This is a genomic window from Streptomyces sp. NPDC002698 (genome assembly GCF_042888945.1).
Lineage (GTDB): Bacteria > Actinomycetota > Actinomycetes > Streptomycetales > Streptomycetaceae > Streptomyces.
Genome location: NZ_JBIAQM010000037.1, coordinates 44,307 through 59,560 on the forward strand (window position 1 = coordinate 44,307; position 15,254 = coordinate 59,560).

Below are 15,254 nucleotides of genomic sequence, written 5' to 3' on the forward strand. Positions count from 1 at the left end.
GAAGGCGTCAACCGGGTCGGACCGCATCAGGAGGCACCGAATGAGCGCAATGAGCGACGTCGAGGGCATCGAACTGCTGACGCTGTCGCACGACCGGCTGCGCGCCGTGGCCGCCGGTGTGCCGGAGGGCGCCTGGTCGGCGCCGACGCCGTGCGGCGGGTGGACGGTGGCCCAGGTGCTCAACCACGCCCGGCTCGACCAGCAGGCGTACGGCGCGGCGGTCACCGGCACCGGGTGGCCCGAGGAGGACGCCTTCCACCCGCAGGACGCTCTGGAGGCCGACGTGACGGCGGAGCTCGACAAGGTCCTCGTGGGCGTCGCCGACGTCTACGCGGGGCTGTCTCCCGACGCGGAGGAGGTGGCCACGCCGCTCGGGCCGCTGCCGTTCCGTGTCGCGGCCGCCGCGGCCGCCATGGACGCGGGCGTGCACGCCTGGGACATCGCCGTGGCGACCGGCCAGGCGTCCCCCCTCGACGACGCCCTGGCCGGCGGCGTCCGGCTCGCGGCGGACCGGCTGGCCGACCACCTGCGCGACGCGTTCGGCGTGTTCGCCGCCGCGCGCGAGGTACCGGCGGAGGCCGGCCGGGCCGAGGCGCTGCTCGCCTTCCTGGGCCGGGACCCGCACTGGACGCCGGCCGCCACCTGACGCGTCCGGGATCGTCCCCCGCCCCCTCCGGCGGGGCGGGGGACGATCCCCGGGCACCCGCGGGAGCGGGGCCGGTGCGGCGGGATCAGCCGTGCAGCTTCGCCAGAAAGGCCGAGAGGTTGCCGGCCGTCCTGGCGATCTGCTGCTCCGTCGTGAGGGTCTCCTCGAAGCGGCTGCCCGACTCCAGGGACTTCTTCCCGCGCACGTAGAGCGAACAGGCCAGGTCGGCGCAGATGTAGATGCCCACCGAATTGCCCTCGCGGCCCGCCGCGCCCGCCTTGCGGGCCGTCATCAGCGAGACCCCGCTGCCCGGGTGCGTCGTCAGGCACAGCGAGCACATGCTGCGGTGCAGGAGCCCGCGCCGGGAGGACGGGAGACGCAGGGTGACGCCGACGAGACCCCCTTCCCGCTCGGTGACGAGGTAGCCGCGGTCGGGCGCACCGGGATCTCGCCAGCCCAGGAAGTCCAGTTCGCCCCAGGGGCGTTCGTCGAGATCACGCGGTGTCGCGAGTCGCTTCGCCTCGCCCCTGGAGCAGTTGATGAACGAGGTGCGGATGTCCTGCTCGGTGAGCGGTCTCATGGGGCCTCCCGGTGCCGACGACAAAACCTAGTTGTCCTAGGTTTTTGTCGAAGGTACCTAGTTCCAGGAGAGGGAGCCACTGGATTTTGGGACCCGCGGACGCCGTGACGCGAGGGCTGCGGACGCGTGGGGTCACCTGGCACAGTGGCCCCATGGGCGAGGGGGACGCGGTAGCCGGGGCGGACGGGGCGGAGCGGGCCGAGCGGGCTCTGCGGGAGGCCGGGCTGCCACCCGGGGGTCTGGTCGGCCGCCGGGTCCTGTCCGGGGGCACGTACAACGCCGTCGAGGAACTGACGCTCGCCGACGGCAGCCGCTACGTGCTGAAGGTCCCGCCGCCGCCCACCGTCCCCGCCCTGGCGTACGAGCGGCACCTCCTGCTCTCCGAGGCGGAGTTCTACCGCCGGGCCGCCACCGTCGGCGTACCGGCACCGTCGCCGGTGGGAGACCATCGCGACGGCCACCTGCTCATGACGCACTGTCCCGGCGAGCCCTGGGGAGACCTGCCCGACGGCGAACGCGGTCCGCTGCGAAGGGAGTTGGGGCGCATGGTGGCTCGGCTGCACGAGGTGACCGGCCCGGGCTTCGGCTATCCCTCCGGCGCGCTCGGCCCGCTGGCCCCCGACTGGCGGACCGCCTTCACCGGGATGTACGAAGCGCTCCTGGACGACGCCCGCCGCTACCGTGCCTGGCTGCCGCGCCCCGTCGACGAGGTGGCCCGCGTGGCGCGGACCGCCCATGACGCGCTGGACGAGGTCACCGTCCCCCGCCTCGTCCACTTCGACCTGTGGCGGGGGAACATCCTGGTCGAGCGGGCGGAGACGGGCCCGCGCATCGGCGGTCTGATCGACGGCGAGCGCATGCTCTGGGGCGACCCGCTCGCCGACTTCGTCTCCCTGGCCCTGCTCGGGGACATCCGTCGGGACACCGATTTCCTGACGGGTTACCAAGAGGGCGGGGGAGTGGTCGAGTTCGACAGGGCGGCCCGGCAGCGCCTGGCCCTGTACCGCAGTTACCTCTATCTGATCATGCTCATCGAGACCGTCCCCCGCGCCTCCGGCGACGAACGGGTCGCCTGGGTGCGCGCGACGGTGGCCCCGCAGTTCACGACAGCCCTCGACGAGATCGGCCGGGGCGCGAACACCCCGGCCGATCACGGTTACTAGTGCCGCGGCTGGCAACGTTTGCCCTTCAAGGAGCGGCGCCATGGGGGTCCCCCCTGCTCGAGCGAAGCCGAGCGCTTGGGGGAGCGTGCTCTCGGTGTGCCGGCCGGAAGTCCTCGTACTGGATGTACTTGGGCTTTCGGCCGGTGCGGCGAGTGGGGGTGCCCCCTGCTCGGAGAGCTTGGGGGAGCGTGCCGGGCGTCGCGACGGGGCGAACGTTGCCTGTCGCGGCACTGCACCCTGCCGGGCTCAGGCCGCCTTGCTCGCGCCCCCGCGGTGCTCGCGGACGATCTCCGCGTAGCGGTGACCGCTGCCCTTCACCGTCCGTACCTGCGTCTTGTAGTCGACGTGCACCAGTCCGAACCGCTTGTCGTAGCCGTACGCCCACTCGAAGTTGTCCAGCAACGACCAGGCGAAGTAGCCGGCCAGCGGAACGCCCTTGCGGACCGCCGAGGCGCAGGCCGCCAGGTGCTGTTCGAGGTACGCGGTGCGCTCCGGGTCGTCGACGGTACCGTCGGGGCGCACGACGTCGGGATAGGCGGAGCCGTTCTCCGTGACGTACAGCTTGCGGGCGCCGTACTCGTTCGTCAGACGCAGCAGCAGCCGCTCGATGCCGGCGGCCTCGACCTCCCAGTCCATGCCCGTGACGGGCACGCCGGGCCGGCTGATCTGCCGTGCGTACGGGGCCGGACCGGTCGGGTCGTCGACCACGCTGGACGGGAAGTAGTAGTTCAGCCCCAGCCAGTCCAGCGGCGCGGCCATCGTCTCCAGGTCGCCCGCGACCTCCGGGAGTTCGACCCCGTACACCTCGACCATGTCGGCGGGGAAGCCGCGGCCGACCACCGGGTCGAGCCACCAGCGGTTGGTGTGCCCGTCCTGCCGCTTCGCCGCCGCGATGTCCTCCGGGCGGTCGGTGGCGGCCTCGATGCTGCCCAGGTTGTTGACGATGCCGATCTGCGCGCCGGGCGCGGCCGCGCGGATCGCCTGCGTGGCGAGACCGTGGCCGAGCAGGAGGTGGTACGAGGCGCGGACGGCGGCCGTGAGGTCGGTCAGGCCCGGGGCCATCCGCCCCTCCAGGTGGCCGATCCAGGCCGAGCACAGCGGCTCGTTGAGGGTGGTCCAGTGCTGGACGCGGTCGCCGAGCCGCTCCGCGACCACCGACGCGTAGGCGGCGAGGTGGTGCGCGGTGTCCCGGGCGGGCCAGCCGCCCCGGTCCTGGAGCACCTGCGGCAGGTCCCAGTGGTAGAGCGTGACCGAGGGTGTGATGCCCGCCTCCAGCAGGCCGTCGATCAGCGCGTCGTAGTAGTCGAGCCCCTTGGCGTTGACCGGGCCGTCGCCGCCCGGCATCACGCGGGGCCAGGCGACGGACAGCCGGTAGGCGTTGGTGCCGAGCCCTCGCATGATGCCGATGTCCTCGCGCCAGCGATGGTAGTGATCGCAGGCGACGTCCCCGTCGTCACCGTTGTCGATCTTGCCGGGGGTGTGCGAGAACGTGTCCCAGATGGAGGCGGAGCGGCCGTCCTCGGCGACGGCACCCTCGATCTGGTAGGCCGACGTGGCCGTGCCCCACAAGAAGTCCTCGGGGAGGGCGGCAAGGTCGATGGTCACTGAAGTCCCTTCGTCGTCAATGGTGTCGATGTCCTCGGCGGGGCCGGTCACTTGACGGCTCCCGCCGTGAGACCGGCGACGAGATAGCGCTGGAGCAGCAGGAAGCCGGCCACCACGGGGACGCTGACGACCAGCGAGGCGGCCATGATCTGGTTCCAGTACACGTCGTTGAGCGTGGAGTAGCCCTGGAGGCCGACGGCGAGCGTGCGGGTGTCGTCGTTGGTCATCACCGACGCGAACAGCACCTCGCCCCAGGCGGTCATGAAGGCGTACACGGCGACCGCGACGATGCCCGGGATCGCCGCGGGAACGACGACGCGGAAGAGCGCCCCGAGCGGCCCGCAGCCGTCCACCAGCGCCGCCTCGTCGAGATCACGGGGCACCGAGTCGAAGTACCCGATCAGCATCCAGATCGAGAACGGCAGCGAGAAGGTCAGATACGTGAGGATCAGACCCCCGCGCGAGCCGAACAGCGCGATCCCGGTGGCGTTGCCGATGTTCACGTAGAGCAGGAACAGCGGCAGCAGGAACAGGATGCCGGGGAACATCTGGGTGGACAGCACGGTGACCGTGAAGACGCGCTTGCCGCGGAAGCTGTAACGGCTGACGGCGTAGGCGGAGAAGACGGCGATCACGACCGAGCAGCCCGTGGCCGCCCCGGCCACGATCAGCGAGTTCACGAAGTACTTCGCCAGCGGCACCGTCGACCAGATGTCGATGTACGGCCGTATCGTCAGGCCGCTCGGCAGCCAGCGGAACTTCCCCGAGACGTCCGCGAGCGGCTTCAGCGAGCTGGAGACCATGACGTAGACGGGCACCAGGACGAAGCCGGTGAGCAGGGTGAGGAAGATCCGCCGAGACCACAGGAAGGACCGCGGGGGAGCCATCGGCGAGCGGTGGGCGGTGGAGGTGCTAGACATCGGCCGTCTTCCTTCCCCGGGAGGTCAGCAGGAGGTAGACGCCTGTCACGACGAGCAGGAAGAGCAGCAGCAGCACGGACATCGCCGAGCCGGTGCCGAAGTTCCACGTCACGAAGGACGCCTGGTAGATGTGGACCGAGATGAGGTCCGCCGCCTCCGGGGCCGTCTTGCCGAACAGGACGAACGGCGTGTTGAAGTCGTTGAACGTCCACAGGAACAGCACCAGCACCAGCACCTGGTTGACCGGCCGCAGCGACGGCAGCGTGATGCGGCGAAGCTGCTGCCACAGACCGGCCCCGTCCAGGGCGGCGGCCTCGTACAGCTCGCCCGGGATGTTCTGCAGGCCCGCCATGACGATCAGGAAGGCGAACGGCCAGCCCTTCCACACGGACACGGTGAGCAGGGCGTAGAAGCTGTTGTCGCCGATCAGCCAGAACGAGGGCTTGTCGGTGAGGTGGAGCTGGTCGTGCAGGACGTGGTTCACCAGGCCGTTGTCGTGCTGGAACATGAACACCCAGGTGATCACGGCCGCGTAGACGGGCAGCGCGTACGGCACCAGGAACAGGGCCCGCAGAATGCCGCGCCCCCGGAAGGTGTCCTGCATGTAGATCGCGGCCGCCGTGCCGATCAGCCAGCACAGGCCGACCGAGAGCAGGGTGAAGGCGATGGTGACGAAGAAGGAGTGCAGCAGCGCCTCGCCGACGGGTTCGTCGAAGTGCACCGACACCGAGTAGTTGTCGAAGCCGGCCCAGGGCGCCGTGCCCCAGTCACGGATGTAGAACTGGGTGAGCTCCTTGAAGCTCATCACGATGCCGATCACCATCGGCACCAGGTGGACCAGGAGTTCGAGGACCAGCGCGGGCAGAAGCAGCAGGTAGGGGAGTCCGATGCGCTTGATCCGCCCGGTGCGGCGCGGGCCGCGCGCCGCACCGGGGGAGCTCTTGCGCACCGTCCGCTCGCCGGGTTCGGCGGAAGCGGCGGTCGTGGTGGTCATGACGGTGTCCGCACTCACTTCTTCGGCATCTGCTGCTGGGCCTTCTCGAGCGCCGCCTTCACCGACGCGGTGGTCACCGCGCGACCGGCGGCGGCGTCCGCGAACAGGCTCTTGACGGCGGTGCCGACCGCGGTCTCGAACTGGGACTCGTCGGCGACCTGCGGAAGCGCGGCGGCGCTCTTGGCCAGGGTGTCCTTGAGAACCGCGTTCGAGGGGGAGTTGAACGCGGTGTCCGTCTGGGCGGTCTTGACCGGCGGGATGGAGCTGTAGGCGCCGTTGAGGATCTTCTGCTCGGCGTCGCTGGTCAGGAACTTCACGAACTTCGTGGCGCCGTCGAGGTTCTTGGTGTTCTTGAACACGGCGAGGTTGATGCCCGCGACCATCGAGTTGACGTTGGTGCCCGTGCCCGGGGTGCCGGACTGCACGGGGACCGGGGCGATGCCGTACGCGTCCTCGCTCATGCCCTGCGACTTGAGGTTGGCGGCCGCGGACTGCCACAGCAGCATGGCGTTCTTGCCCTTGGCGAAGTCGCTCACCGACTGGTTCTGCGCGTACTCGGCGTTGCCCGGGGCGATGACCTTGTCCTTCGCCATCAGGTCCACGTACTGCTTGACCGCGGCCACGGCCCCGTCGTTGGTGAAGTCGGCCGCGCCGTCGGCGGTGAAGAAGTCGGCGCCGTGCTGCTTGGCGAAGACGAAGGCGTGGTGGATGTTCTCCGACGCGTTGGAGCCCTCCGCGCCGAGTCCCCACTTGCCGCCCTTGGAGAGCTTCTTGCCGTCGGCGACCAGCTCGTCCCAGGTGGCCGGCGGGTTGGCGATCCCGGCGTCGGCGAACATCTTCTTGTTGTAGTAGAGCGCGTACGCCATCGAGTACAGCGGCACCGCGGCGGGGTCCTTGCCCTCGGCGCCCGTCGAGCCGAGCGCGGAGTCGACGAAGCGGTCCTTGCCGCCGATCTTGTCGAAGTTCTTCGCGTCCCAGGGCAGCAGCGCGCCGGTGGCCTGGAGCGAGGCGCTCCAGGTGTTGCCTATGTTGAGGACGTCCGGGCCCTGGCCCGAGGTGGTGGCGGTGAGGATCCGGTTCAGCAGGTCGGACCAGGGCACGACCTCCAGTTTCACCTTGATGCCGGTCTGCTTCTCGAACTTGGCCAGTTCGGGGGCGAGCGTCTTCTTGTCGATCTCGATGCTGGCGCCCTGGTTGGACGCCCAGTACGTGAGCGTCTTCGGCGAGGCGTTGGACCCGCCGTTCGACGAGCCGCCGCCACAGGCGGTCGCGGCGGTCAGCAGGGTGATGGTGACCGCACCGGCGGCCGCGGCTCGGATTCTGCGCATGGCTGCTTCTGTCCCTTTCCCGGAGGGAGCCATGACGGCGTCCGCGTTCACTTCCCGAACGGCCATCATGGCTTAATTTAGGACGTGAGTTAAGACCCGGAAGAAAGTCGCGTCAAGGGATCGCGCAGGGGTATCTTGCAGTTCGGGCAGGCCGGAAGGGACTTCACATGGCGGGGCGGAACGGACGGACAGTGCGTGACCTGCGACGGGGCAATCGCACCGCCGTACTACAACGGTTGTATTTCGACGGGCCGATGAGCCGCTACGAGCTCGGTCCGGCGACCGGGCTGAGTTCCGGATCCATCAGCAACGTGGTCGCCGAACTCGTCGCCGACGGCCTCGTCGAGGAGGCCGGAAGCGTCGACTCCGACGGCGGCCGGCCCCGCACCCTGCTGCGCGTGGTGCCCGGAAGCGGCCACATGATCGGTGTCGACGTCGGCGAGACCCGCGTCCGTATCGAGCTGTTCGACCTGACCCTGACCGAACTCGCCCGCACCGAACGTCCGTTGCAGCGCCAGGGCTACGAGGCCGACCGGCCGCTCAGGGGCCGGGAGTACGACGTCGACGTCATCGTCGGGCACATCCGCGACGGCATCGCCGAGGTCCTGGCCGAGGCGGACATCGCCCCCGGACAGCTCCTCGGCGTCGGCATAGGGGTGCCCGGCATCGTCGCCCGCACCCCCGAGCGTGGCGCGGTCGTGCACGGCCAGACCATCGGCTGGGACGCCGTCCCGTTGGAGTCCCTGCTCCGCTCCGCCTGCGAACTCCCCGACACCGTCCCGTACTTCGCGGACAACGGCGCCCGGACCCTGGGTCAGGCCGAGATGTGGTTCGGCGCCGGACGCGGTGCCCGCAACGCGGTGGTCGTGCTCTTCGGCTCCGGCGTGGGCGCCTCTCTCGTCACCGAGGACGTCGAGAACGGCCGGTCCGTCGAGTGGGGGCATCTGACCGTCCGGGTCAGGGGCCGCCGCTGCCGCTGCGGCGCTCTCGGCTGCCTGGAGGCGTACGCGGGCGCCGAAGCGCTGCTGGACCGCTGGCGCGAGGAGGGCGGGCGGCCCCCGGAGGGCACGGACGAGGAGACCGCGCTCACCGCGATGCTCGCCGCCGCCTACCCGCCCGAGGGCACCGCGCCCGACCGCATCGCACTCGCCGTCCTGGAGGAGACCGCCGAGTACCTGGGCGCCGGCCTCTCCGACCTGATCAACCTCTTCCAGCCCGAACGCATCCTCATCGGCGGCTGGGCCGGCCTCCAGCTCGGCTCCCGCTTCCTGCCCGCCGTCCGCCGGTACGCCTCGTCGTACGCCCTGCGTTATCCCGCCCAGCACGTCACCGTGGACCTCGGGCGCCTAGGCCCCGACGCCGTCACGGTCGGTGCCGCGATCCTCCCGCTGGCCGACTTCTTCGCCCGCGGCGGCCGGCGCGCGGAACCCGCGCCGGCCGGGCCGTCCCCCGCCTGGCGCACGGCCCTGGAGGAACGGGCACCGCACTGATCCTCCGGCGCTCGCGCGGCTCAGCCGAAGGCGTTCACCCCGGTCAGCCCGGCCGACAGCTCCCACAGCCGGGCGGCCTGTTCGGGGTCCGTCGCGTGGGCGCTCACACCGGTCCGGGTGCCGTCCGCCGGAGCGGGCTCGGCGATGTCGCAGTCCTCGCAGTACACCCCGCCCATGCCGGCCAGTTGCGGTGAGGTCGCGGCCCACACCTGAGTGGCCGCTCCCTGCCGGGGCGTCTTGAATCCCTCGGGGTTCAGCGGCGTGCCGTTCTCGTCGATCCAGCCGCGCTCCACCATCTCCTGCCTGGGCAGGTGCCGTTGGAGCGGGGTGAGGATGCCGCCGGGGTGCAGCGAGAAGGCCCGTACGCCGAAGTCCCGTCCCCGTCGGTCGAGTTCCACGGCGAACAGGACGTTCGCCGTCTTCGCCTGCCCGTAGGCCTCCCACTTGTCGTAGCCGCTCCGCCAGTGCACGTCGTCCCAGCGGACACCGGAGTAGTGGTGGCCCGCGGAGGACACCGAGACGACCCGTGCGCCGCCCGGCGCGATCGCCGGCCACAGCCGGTTGACCAGCGCGAAGTGACCGAGGTGGTTGGTCGCGAACTGGGCCTCCCAGCCGGGGCCGACCCGCGTCTCCGGGCAGGCCATGATGCCGGCGCTGTCGATGACGATGTCGATGACGCGGCCCGAGGCGAGGAACCGCTCGGCGAAGGCGCGCACGCTCTCCAGGTCGCCGAGATCCAGTTCGTCCGTCTCGGCGCCGTCGATGTCCGCCAGCGCCTCGCGCGCGGTCGCCGGGCGCCGTGCCGGGACCACGACGTGGGCGCCCGCCCCGGCCAGCGCCCGCGTCGTCTCCAGACCGAGGCCCGAGTAGCCGCCCGTGACGACCGCGAGCCTGCCGGAGAGGTCGATGCCCCGCAGGACGTCGTCCGCGGTGCTCCGGGCACCGAATCCCGAACCGATCTTGTGCTGTGCAGTGCTCATGCCCCGCACGCTACGAATTCGAGCGGACTCGAAGTCAAGCGGACACGGCCGTCGCGGCGAACGGCCGGCCTCGGCGATGGAAAGACCCCGACCGGACGGGGGAATCTCGGTCGGGGTCGTCTGTGGGGGCACGGACGGCGGTCGCCTCGCGGCGAAAGGCTCCGCAGGGCTTCAGCCGGACGATCGTCCCTGCGGGCAGAGGTGAGGCCCGGGGACACTGTCCCGTCCGCACCCACGGTTTGTTCAACGGGTAACTACCTGTGGGTGTTCCCCGGAACGGGGCCGTCAGCGGTGACGTGTGTCACGGCGTCTCACGGGTCCGGGCCCAGGTGAGCAGGTCCTCCAGCGTCCATGTGGTGACGACCCGCTCCGGCGGCACCCCGCACTCCTCGGCCCGCGCGCACCCGTGGATCTGCCAGTCCAGCTGTCCGGGAGCGTGCGCGTCGGTGTCCAGGGAGAACAGGACACCCGCCTCGACCGCCCGGCGCAGCAGCCGGCGCGGCGGATCGAGGCGTTCCGGACGGCTGTTGATCTCGACGGCCGTGCCGGTCTCCGCGCAGGCCGTGAAGACGGCTTCCGCGTCGAACGCGGACTCGGGGCGGCCGCGGCCCGTGATCAGCCGGCCCGTGCAATGACCGAGGACGTCCGCGTGCGGATTGCGCACGGCGGCGACCATACGGCGGGTCATCGGCCCCGTTTCCATCCGCAGCTTGGAGTGCACGGACACGACCACCACGTCGAGCAGTTCCAGCAACTCCGGCTCCTGGTCGAGTGATCCGTCGTCGAGGATGTCGCACTCGATGCCGGTGAGCAGCCGGAAGGGCGCCCAGCGTTCGTTGAGGGCGGCGACGACCGCCAGTTGCCCGCGCAGCCGCTCCGGCGACAGGCCGTTCGCCACGGTCAGCCGGGGCGAGTGGTCCGTGAGCACCGCCCACGCGTGGCCGAGCCGGGCCGCGGCGCGCCCCATCTCCTCGACCGGGCTGCCGCCGTCGGACCAGTCGGAGTGCAGATGGCAGTCCCCGCGCAGCAGTTCCCGCAGGCCCTCACCGCCCTCGGTGAGCGGTCCGGCGGCCTCCCGCTCCACCTTCTCCAGGTAGCCCGGCACCTCGCCGGCCAGCGCCTCCCGCACCACCTGCGCGGTCTTCGGGCCGATGCCCTTGAGCGATTCCAGTGTCCCGGTCGCCGCGCGCTCGCGGACCTCGTCGGCCGGCAGCCCGGCGAGCAGGCCTCGCGCGGTACGAAAGGCCCGTACGCGATAGGTGGGCGCCAGACTCCGCTCCAGCAGGAACGCGATCCGGTCCAGGGCCTCGACGGGGTCCATCGGCACTCCTCCCTGCGGTCGCGAGGGCCGTCGCACGCTCTCCCCAGCGTTGCCCGGCCGTCGGCGGACCGCACGGCGGACGTCCGGTGCGAGGGTGGTGCCGGGTTTTCGGACGTGCGGGCGGGCACCTCACCCGACCGGGCGAACACGTCGACGTCCGCCGCCGCGCCCCTGCCGGGCGGCACGGGCCGGACGCTCCTGGTGCTCCACCGCTGACCAGCGAGAACAGCGGGAATCGCTTTACGCTCTAGTCATGACCGAAAGCGCGAGCCCTCACATCACCCACCCGCGGATCTTGGTGCTCGGGGTGCAGCCGGGCACGCCGCCGTTCCGGATCATGGAGATCGACGGCGAGATGGTGGGCGAGGCGAAGGCGATCACGGACGTCCTGGAGTACGCGGCCGCGTACGGCATCACGGTCCACGATCTGGACGACCCCGACGTGGTCCGCTGGGTGGGCGGCGACAAACTCACCTGGCATCCCGGCTGACGCGGTTCGGGCCCGGAACCCCGTCGCGGCGCGGTGCCGCGACGGGCTCCGGCCCGGCGCGGTCTCGCGCGGTCTCGTACGGTGTGGTCAGCCGCCGGTGGCGAAGCCGGGGAAGAGGGTCATCCCGCCGTCGACGAACAGGGTCGTGCCGACCACGTAGTCCATGAGGTCGGAGGTCAGGACCGTCACGGCGGCGGCGATGTCCTCGGGATCGCCGACCCGCCGGTAGGGGATCAGCGTGAGCAGGTCCGCCTCGGCCTCGGGGGTCTCCCAGGCGCTGCGGTTGATCGGGGTCTTGATGGCTCCGGGCGCGACGGCGTTGACCCGGATTCCGTGCGGGCCGAGTTCCTGGGCCAGCGTCTGCATGAGCATGAGGACACCGCCCTTGGACGCGGCGTAGTTCAGGTGACCGGACCACGGGATGATCTGGTGCACGGAACTCATGCAGACGATCTTTCCGGCGGAACGGGAGACCTCCGGCACGACACCGCGCCGCAGGAACTCCTTCGTCGCCTCCCTGGCACACAGGAACTGGCCGGTGAGGTTCACGTCGATGACCTTGTGCCACTGCGCGAGGGTCATCTCCGTCACCGGCGCGTCCCGTTGCAGGCCGGCGTTGGCCACCAGAACGTCGATCGTGCCGAACTCCTCCAGCATGCGCGCGAACATGCCGACGACCTGACCCTCGTCGGACACGTCCGCCTCGTGGGCGAAGGCCCGCACGCCGAAACCCTGGATCTGCCGGACCACGTCCTCCGCGGCCTCCTGTCCGGCGACGTAGTTGACGACGACATCGGCGCCCGCCCGGCCGAGCGCGACCGCCGTCGCCAGTCCGATGCCGGAGTTCGCCCCGGTCACCAGGGCTTTCTGGCCCCGCAGCAACGGCAGCGCCGCGAGCTGCGCTTTGACGTCCACGCCTGAGGTCACTGCCGTCTCCCGTCACCCGCCGAACTTCGGCACCGGGGCACAACGTTCCTCGGCCCTCGGCGCGTACGCGGGCCGAAGGGTCGCCCCACCCGCCCATTCGGGCGGAGATGCCCCTCCAACGGCCCAGCGCGGTCTCGGCCGGGCCTGGTCCGGCCTCCCCCCGCTCTCTCGTGGGCGCCCGAGGCCGCCGTCATCCTTCGGGCAGGGCCGTCGGCGCCGCAGGGGGCCCTCCGGCGGCGGGGAACCGGTCGGAGGAGATCCGCTGCCGGAAGACGTGGTAGGTCCAGCCCTGGTAGCAGAGGACGACGGGGAGCAGGACGAGGGCGACCACGGTCATGACCTTGAGCGCATAGGGGCCGGACGCGGTGTTGTGGACGGTCAGGTCGAAGGCGCTGCCCGTGCTGGAGACCATGACCCTGGGATAGAGCTCGGTGAAGAGCGACACCACGGTTCCGGCGAGCGCGAGAGCGGTGGCACCGAACGCCCAGCCGTCGTGGCCGCCGCTGATCAGCCAGGCCGCGGCGGCGACGGCCACGACGGTGGCGAGCTCGGCGAGGTTGAGGAGGACGCCGCCGCTCGCGAGCGAGCGTGTCCAGAAGACGTAGGCGAGGACCACCAGACCGGCGGGCAGGACGGTGAGCCGGGCCAGTCGGCGGGCCCTCTCGCGGATGTCCCCGCTGGTCTTCAGCGAGAGGAAGGTCGCGCCGTGCAGGAGGCAGAGCACGGTGAGGGTGATCCCGGTGAAGACGCCGTAGCCGGTGAACAGGTCGGCGAAGGTGCCCGTGTACTCCTGGTCGTGGCCGATGGGCACGCCGTGCAGCAGGTCACCGAGGGCGATGCCGAGCACCAGGGGCACGGTCACGCTGCTCGCGGTCAGCAGGACGGTCCAGTTCCGTCGCCATCGCGCGCTGTCGACGCGGCCGCGGTACTCGATGGCGATGCCGCGGACGATGAGTCCGGCCAGAAGGAGCACCAGCGCGAGGTAGAAACCGGAGAACAGGGTGGCGTACCAGCCCGGGAAGGCGGCGAACATCGCGGCGCCGGCGGTGACCAGCCAGACCTCGTTGCCGTCCCACACCGGTCCGATGGTGTGCAGCACGACCCGGCGGCGCGATTCGTCGCGGGAGAGCAGTCCGTGGAGCATGCCGACCCCGAGGTCGAAGCCCTCCAGGACGAAGAAGCCCGTCCACAGCACGGTGACGAGGATGAACCAGAGGGTGGTGAATGCCATCGCGGGCCTTCCGGCGGCTCGGGACCTCAGTAGGTCATCTCGGGTGCGGGCTGGTCGTCCTGGTGCAGGGGGCCGGTGCCCTTGCGCGTGTGACGTGTCATCAGCACGGCGGCGATCACGGCCATCGCGGCGTAGAGGAGGAAGAAGGCCACGATGCTGATGGCGACCTCGGTGGTGCTGACGGAGGAGGAGACCCCGTCCTTCGTCAACTGGAGGCCTTGCACGATCCAGGGCTGGCGTCCGTTCTCGGTGAGGAGCCAGCCGGACGTGTTGATGAGGAACGGCAGCACCACGGCCCACACCGCCGCGGTCAGGAACCAGCGTGAGCGGGTGAGCCGTTCGCGCCGCAGCAGCCACAGGCCCCACACTCCGAGGAGGAGGGCGAGACAGGCGAAGTAGGCCATGACGCGCATCGCCCAGTACTGGATGAAGACATTGGGTACGTAGTCGCCCGGACCGTAGGCCTGCTGGTACTGGCTGTTGACCTCGTTGAGGCCGATGACCTTGCCGTTCCAGTGGTTGGTGGCCAGCAGGGAGAGCAGGTGCGGGATCTCCAGGACCTTGGTGGGCGTCTGGTCGTTGTTGCCCCCGCCGATCTGGAAGAGGGAGAAGGAGCAGGGCTGGCAGGTCTCCCACTGCGCCTCGGCCGCCGCGATCTTCATCGGCTGGTACTTGCCCTCGGTCACGCCGAGTTCGCTGCCGACGAGCATGTTGAACAGCAGGGCCGGCACGAGGATGAACAGCGACAGGCGCGCTGACAGCCGGAACCCCGAGGCCGCCTCCTTCGCGGCGCCCCGGGCGCCCTCGCCCTGGACCTCGGCCTCGGCCGTGGTGCCCTTGCCGTCCTCCGCGCCGCCCTTGCCACCGCCCTTGCCACCGCCCTGGTCGTCATGGAGGGCCTTGCGCAGATGCCAGGCGGACACGGAGAGCATGACCATCGAGCCGGTGACCAGCGCGGCCAGCAGTACGTGCAGGTAGCCGCGGAGGAAGACGGGGTTGGTGAACAGGGCCCAGACGTCGTCGAGCTGCGGGCGGCCGGTGGACGGGTCGACCTTGTAGCCGACCGGGTGCTGCATCCACGAGTTCGCGGCCATGATGAACAGCGCCGACAGCGCGCTGCCGGCCGCCACCGCCCAGATGGTCGCCAGGTGGACGCGCTGGGACAGTTTGTCCCAGCCGAAGATCCACAGGCCGAGGAACGTCGACTCCAGGAAGAACGCGGCGAGGCCCTCCATCGCCAGGGGCGCTCCGAACACGTCACCGACCGTGCGGGAGTAGCCCGACCAGTCCATACCGAACTGGAACTCCTGGACCAGGCCGGTCACCACGCCGACGGCGACGTTGATCACCAGCAGGGTCCCGAAGAACCGGGTCAGCCGCAGGTACGCGACCTGCCCTCCTCGGTACCAGGCGGTCTGGAGCAGGGCCGTCAGCAGACTCAGCCCGATGGTCACCGGGACGAACAGGAAGTGGTAGATCGACGTCATCGCGAACTGCAGCCGTGCCAAGTCCAGCTGGCTCATCTGTCCTCATCCATCGGATCGCACTGCGACGCAGGCTGATTCGGCCGCCCAGACAA

Annotated in this window: 14 protein-coding genes; 4 read left to right on the forward strand and 10 right to left on the reverse strand. The window is 70.7% G+C overall.

Annotated elements, in window-relative coordinates; all coding sequences use genetic code 11:
• Positions 1-40: 40 nt before the first annotated feature.
• On the forward strand, positions 41-646 hold the full coding sequence (locus tag ACFYW9_RS34055) for a TIGR03086 family metal-binding protein (protein WP_389158699.1): 606 nt from the start codon (positions 41-43) through the stop codon (positions 644-646).
• A gap of 85 nt (positions 647-731) precedes the next feature.
• Here ACFYW9_RS34055 and ACFYW9_RS34060 read toward each other — a convergent pair whose 3' ends face one another.
• Positions 732-1,226: an FBP domain-containing protein gene (locus tag ACFYW9_RS34060; RefSeq protein ID WP_389158702.1), complete on the reverse strand. Its 495-nt coding sequence runs from the start codon at positions 1,224-1,226 to the stop codon at positions 732-734.
• A gap of 152 nt (positions 1,227-1,378) precedes the next feature.
• Between ACFYW9_RS34060 and ACFYW9_RS34065 the strand changes: the two genes are divergently transcribed.
• Complete coding sequence (locus ACFYW9_RS34065) at positions 1,379-2,389, forward strand: phosphotransferase family protein (RefSeq protein ID WP_389158705.1); 1,011 nt, start codon at positions 1,379-1,381, stop codon at positions 2,387-2,389.
• Positions 2,390-2,635: 246 nt separating this feature from the next.
• On the opposite strand, the gene ACFYW9_RS34070 is transcribed toward ACFYW9_RS34065, so the two are convergent.
• Genes ACFYW9_RS34070 through ACFYW9_RS34085 form a run of 4 tightly spaced genes read right to left on the reverse strand, consistent with a single transcriptional unit; the run spans position 2,636 to position 7,236 of the window.
• Entirely contained in the window at positions 2,636-3,994 is a 1,359-nt protein-coding gene (locus ACFYW9_RS34070; protein ID WP_389158809.1) for a GH1 family beta-glucosidase, read from the reverse strand.
• Positions 3,995-4,041: 47 nt separating this feature from the next.
• Positions 4,042-4,914 carry a carbohydrate ABC transporter permease gene (locus tag ACFYW9_RS34075; protein ID WP_328445333.1) on the reverse strand — a complete coding sequence of 291 codons (873 nt, stop codon included), beginning with the start codon at positions 4,912-4,914 and terminating at the stop codon, positions 4,042-4,044.
• Complete coding sequence (locus ACFYW9_RS34080) at positions 4,907-5,908, reverse strand: sugar ABC transporter permease (RefSeq protein WP_328673090.1); 1,002 nt, start codon at positions 5,906-5,908, stop codon at positions 4,907-4,909. Before ACFYW9_RS34080 ends, ACFYW9_RS34075 begins: the two co-directional genes overlap by 8 nt.
• A 14-nt stretch (positions 5,909-5,922) precedes the next feature.
• A complete protein-coding gene (locus ACFYW9_RS34085; RefSeq protein ID WP_389158710.1) occupies positions 5,923-7,236 on the reverse strand; it encodes an ABC transporter substrate-binding protein in 1,314 nt (437 codons plus the stop codon).
• Positions 7,237-7,403: 167 nt separating this feature from the next.
• Between ACFYW9_RS34085 and ACFYW9_RS34090 the strand changes: the two genes are divergently transcribed.
• Positions 7,404-8,726, forward strand: coding sequence for an ROK family protein (locus ACFYW9_RS34090; RefSeq protein ID WP_389158713.1), 1,323 nt, complete (start codon positions 7,404-7,406; stop codon positions 8,724-8,726).
• Positions 8,727-8,746: 20 nt separating this feature from the next.
• Here ACFYW9_RS34090 and ACFYW9_RS34095 read toward each other — a convergent pair whose 3' ends face one another.
• A complete protein-coding gene (locus ACFYW9_RS34095; protein ID WP_389158716.1) occupies positions 8,747-9,706 on the reverse strand; it encodes an SDR family NAD(P)-dependent oxidoreductase in 960 nt (319 codons plus the stop codon).
• A 301-nt stretch (positions 9,707-10,007) separates the two neighbouring features.
• Positions 10,008-11,027 carry a PHP domain-containing protein gene (locus tag ACFYW9_RS34100; RefSeq protein ID WP_389158719.1) on the reverse strand — a complete coding sequence of 340 codons (1,020 nt, stop codon included), beginning with the start codon at positions 11,025-11,027 and terminating at the stop codon, positions 10,008-10,010.
• Between the two features lie 253 nt (positions 11,028-11,280).
• On the opposite strand from ACFYW9_RS34100, the gene ACFYW9_RS34105 reads away from it, so the two are divergent.
• Positions 11,281-11,517 carry a hypothetical protein gene (locus ACFYW9_RS34105; RefSeq protein WP_351870827.1) on the forward strand — a complete coding sequence of 79 codons (237 nt, stop codon included), beginning with the start codon at positions 11,281-11,283 and terminating at the stop codon, positions 11,515-11,517.
• A gap of 87 nt (positions 11,518-11,604) precedes the next feature.
• Here ACFYW9_RS34105 and ACFYW9_RS34110 read toward each other — a convergent pair whose 3' ends face one another.
• From ACFYW9_RS34110 to ACFYW9_RS34120, 3 genes are all read right to left on the reverse strand, one after another.
• Entirely contained in the window at positions 11,605-12,399 is a 795-nt protein-coding gene (locus ACFYW9_RS34110; RefSeq protein WP_351870946.1) for an SDR family oxidoreductase, read from the reverse strand.
• 235 nt (positions 12,400-12,634) lie between these two features.
• Entirely contained in the window at positions 12,635-13,675 is a 1,041-nt protein-coding gene (gene cydB / locus ACFYW9_RS34115; protein WP_389158723.1) for a cytochrome d ubiquinol oxidase subunit II, read from the reverse strand.
• Positions 13,676-13,701: 26 nt separating this feature from the next.
• Complete coding sequence (locus tag ACFYW9_RS34120; protein WP_389158726.1) at positions 13,702-15,198, reverse strand: cytochrome ubiquinol oxidase subunit I; 1,497 nt, start codon at positions 15,196-15,198, stop codon at positions 13,702-13,704.
• Between the last annotated feature and the right edge of the window lie 56 nt (positions 15,199-15,254).

Coding starts and splice junctions, on each gene's coding strand:
- ACFYW9_RS34055 (WP_389158699.1), top strand. CDS start 41: ATGAGCGCAATGAGCGACGTCGAGGGCATCGAACTGCTGACGCTGTCG.
- ACFYW9_RS34060 (WP_389158702.1), bottom strand. CDS start 1,226: ATGAGACCGCTCACCGAGCAGGACATCCGCACCTCGTTCATCAACTGC.
- ACFYW9_RS34065 (WP_389158705.1), top strand. CDS start 1,379: ATGGGCGAGGGGGACGCGGTAGCCGGGGCGGACGGGGCGGAGCGGGCC.
- ACFYW9_RS34075 (WP_328445333.1), bottom strand. CDS start 4,914: ATGTCTAGCACCTCCACCGCCCACCGCTCGCCGATGGCTCCCCCGCGG.
- ACFYW9_RS34080 (WP_328673090.1), bottom strand. CDS start 5,908: ATGACCACCACGACCGCCGCTTCCGCCGAACCCGGCGAGCGGACGGTG.
- ACFYW9_RS34085 (WP_389158710.1), bottom strand. CDS start 7,236: ATGCGCAGAATCCGAGCCGCGGCCGCCGGTGCGGTCACCATCACCCTG.
- ACFYW9_RS34090 (WP_389158713.1), top strand. CDS start 7,404: ATGGCGGGGCGGAACGGACGGACAGTGCGTGACCTGCGACGGGGCAAT.
- ACFYW9_RS34095 (WP_389158716.1), bottom strand. CDS start 9,706: ATGAGCACTGCACAGCACAAGATCGGTTCGGGATTCGGTGCCCGGAGC.
- ACFYW9_RS34100 (WP_389158719.1), bottom strand. CDS start 11,027: ATGGACCCCGTCGAGGCCCTGGACCGGATCGCGTTCCTGCTGGAGCGG.
- ACFYW9_RS34105 (WP_351870827.1), top strand. CDS start 11,281: ATGACCGAAAGCGCGAGCCCTCACATCACCCACCCGCGGATCTTGGTG.
- cydB (WP_389158723.1), bottom strand. CDS start 13,675: ATGGCATTCACCACCCTCTGGTTCATCCTCGTCACCGTGCTGTGGACG.
- ACFYW9_RS34120 (WP_389158726.1), bottom strand. CDS start 15,198: ATGAGCCAGCTGGACTTGGCACGGCTGCAGTTCGCGATGACGTCGATC.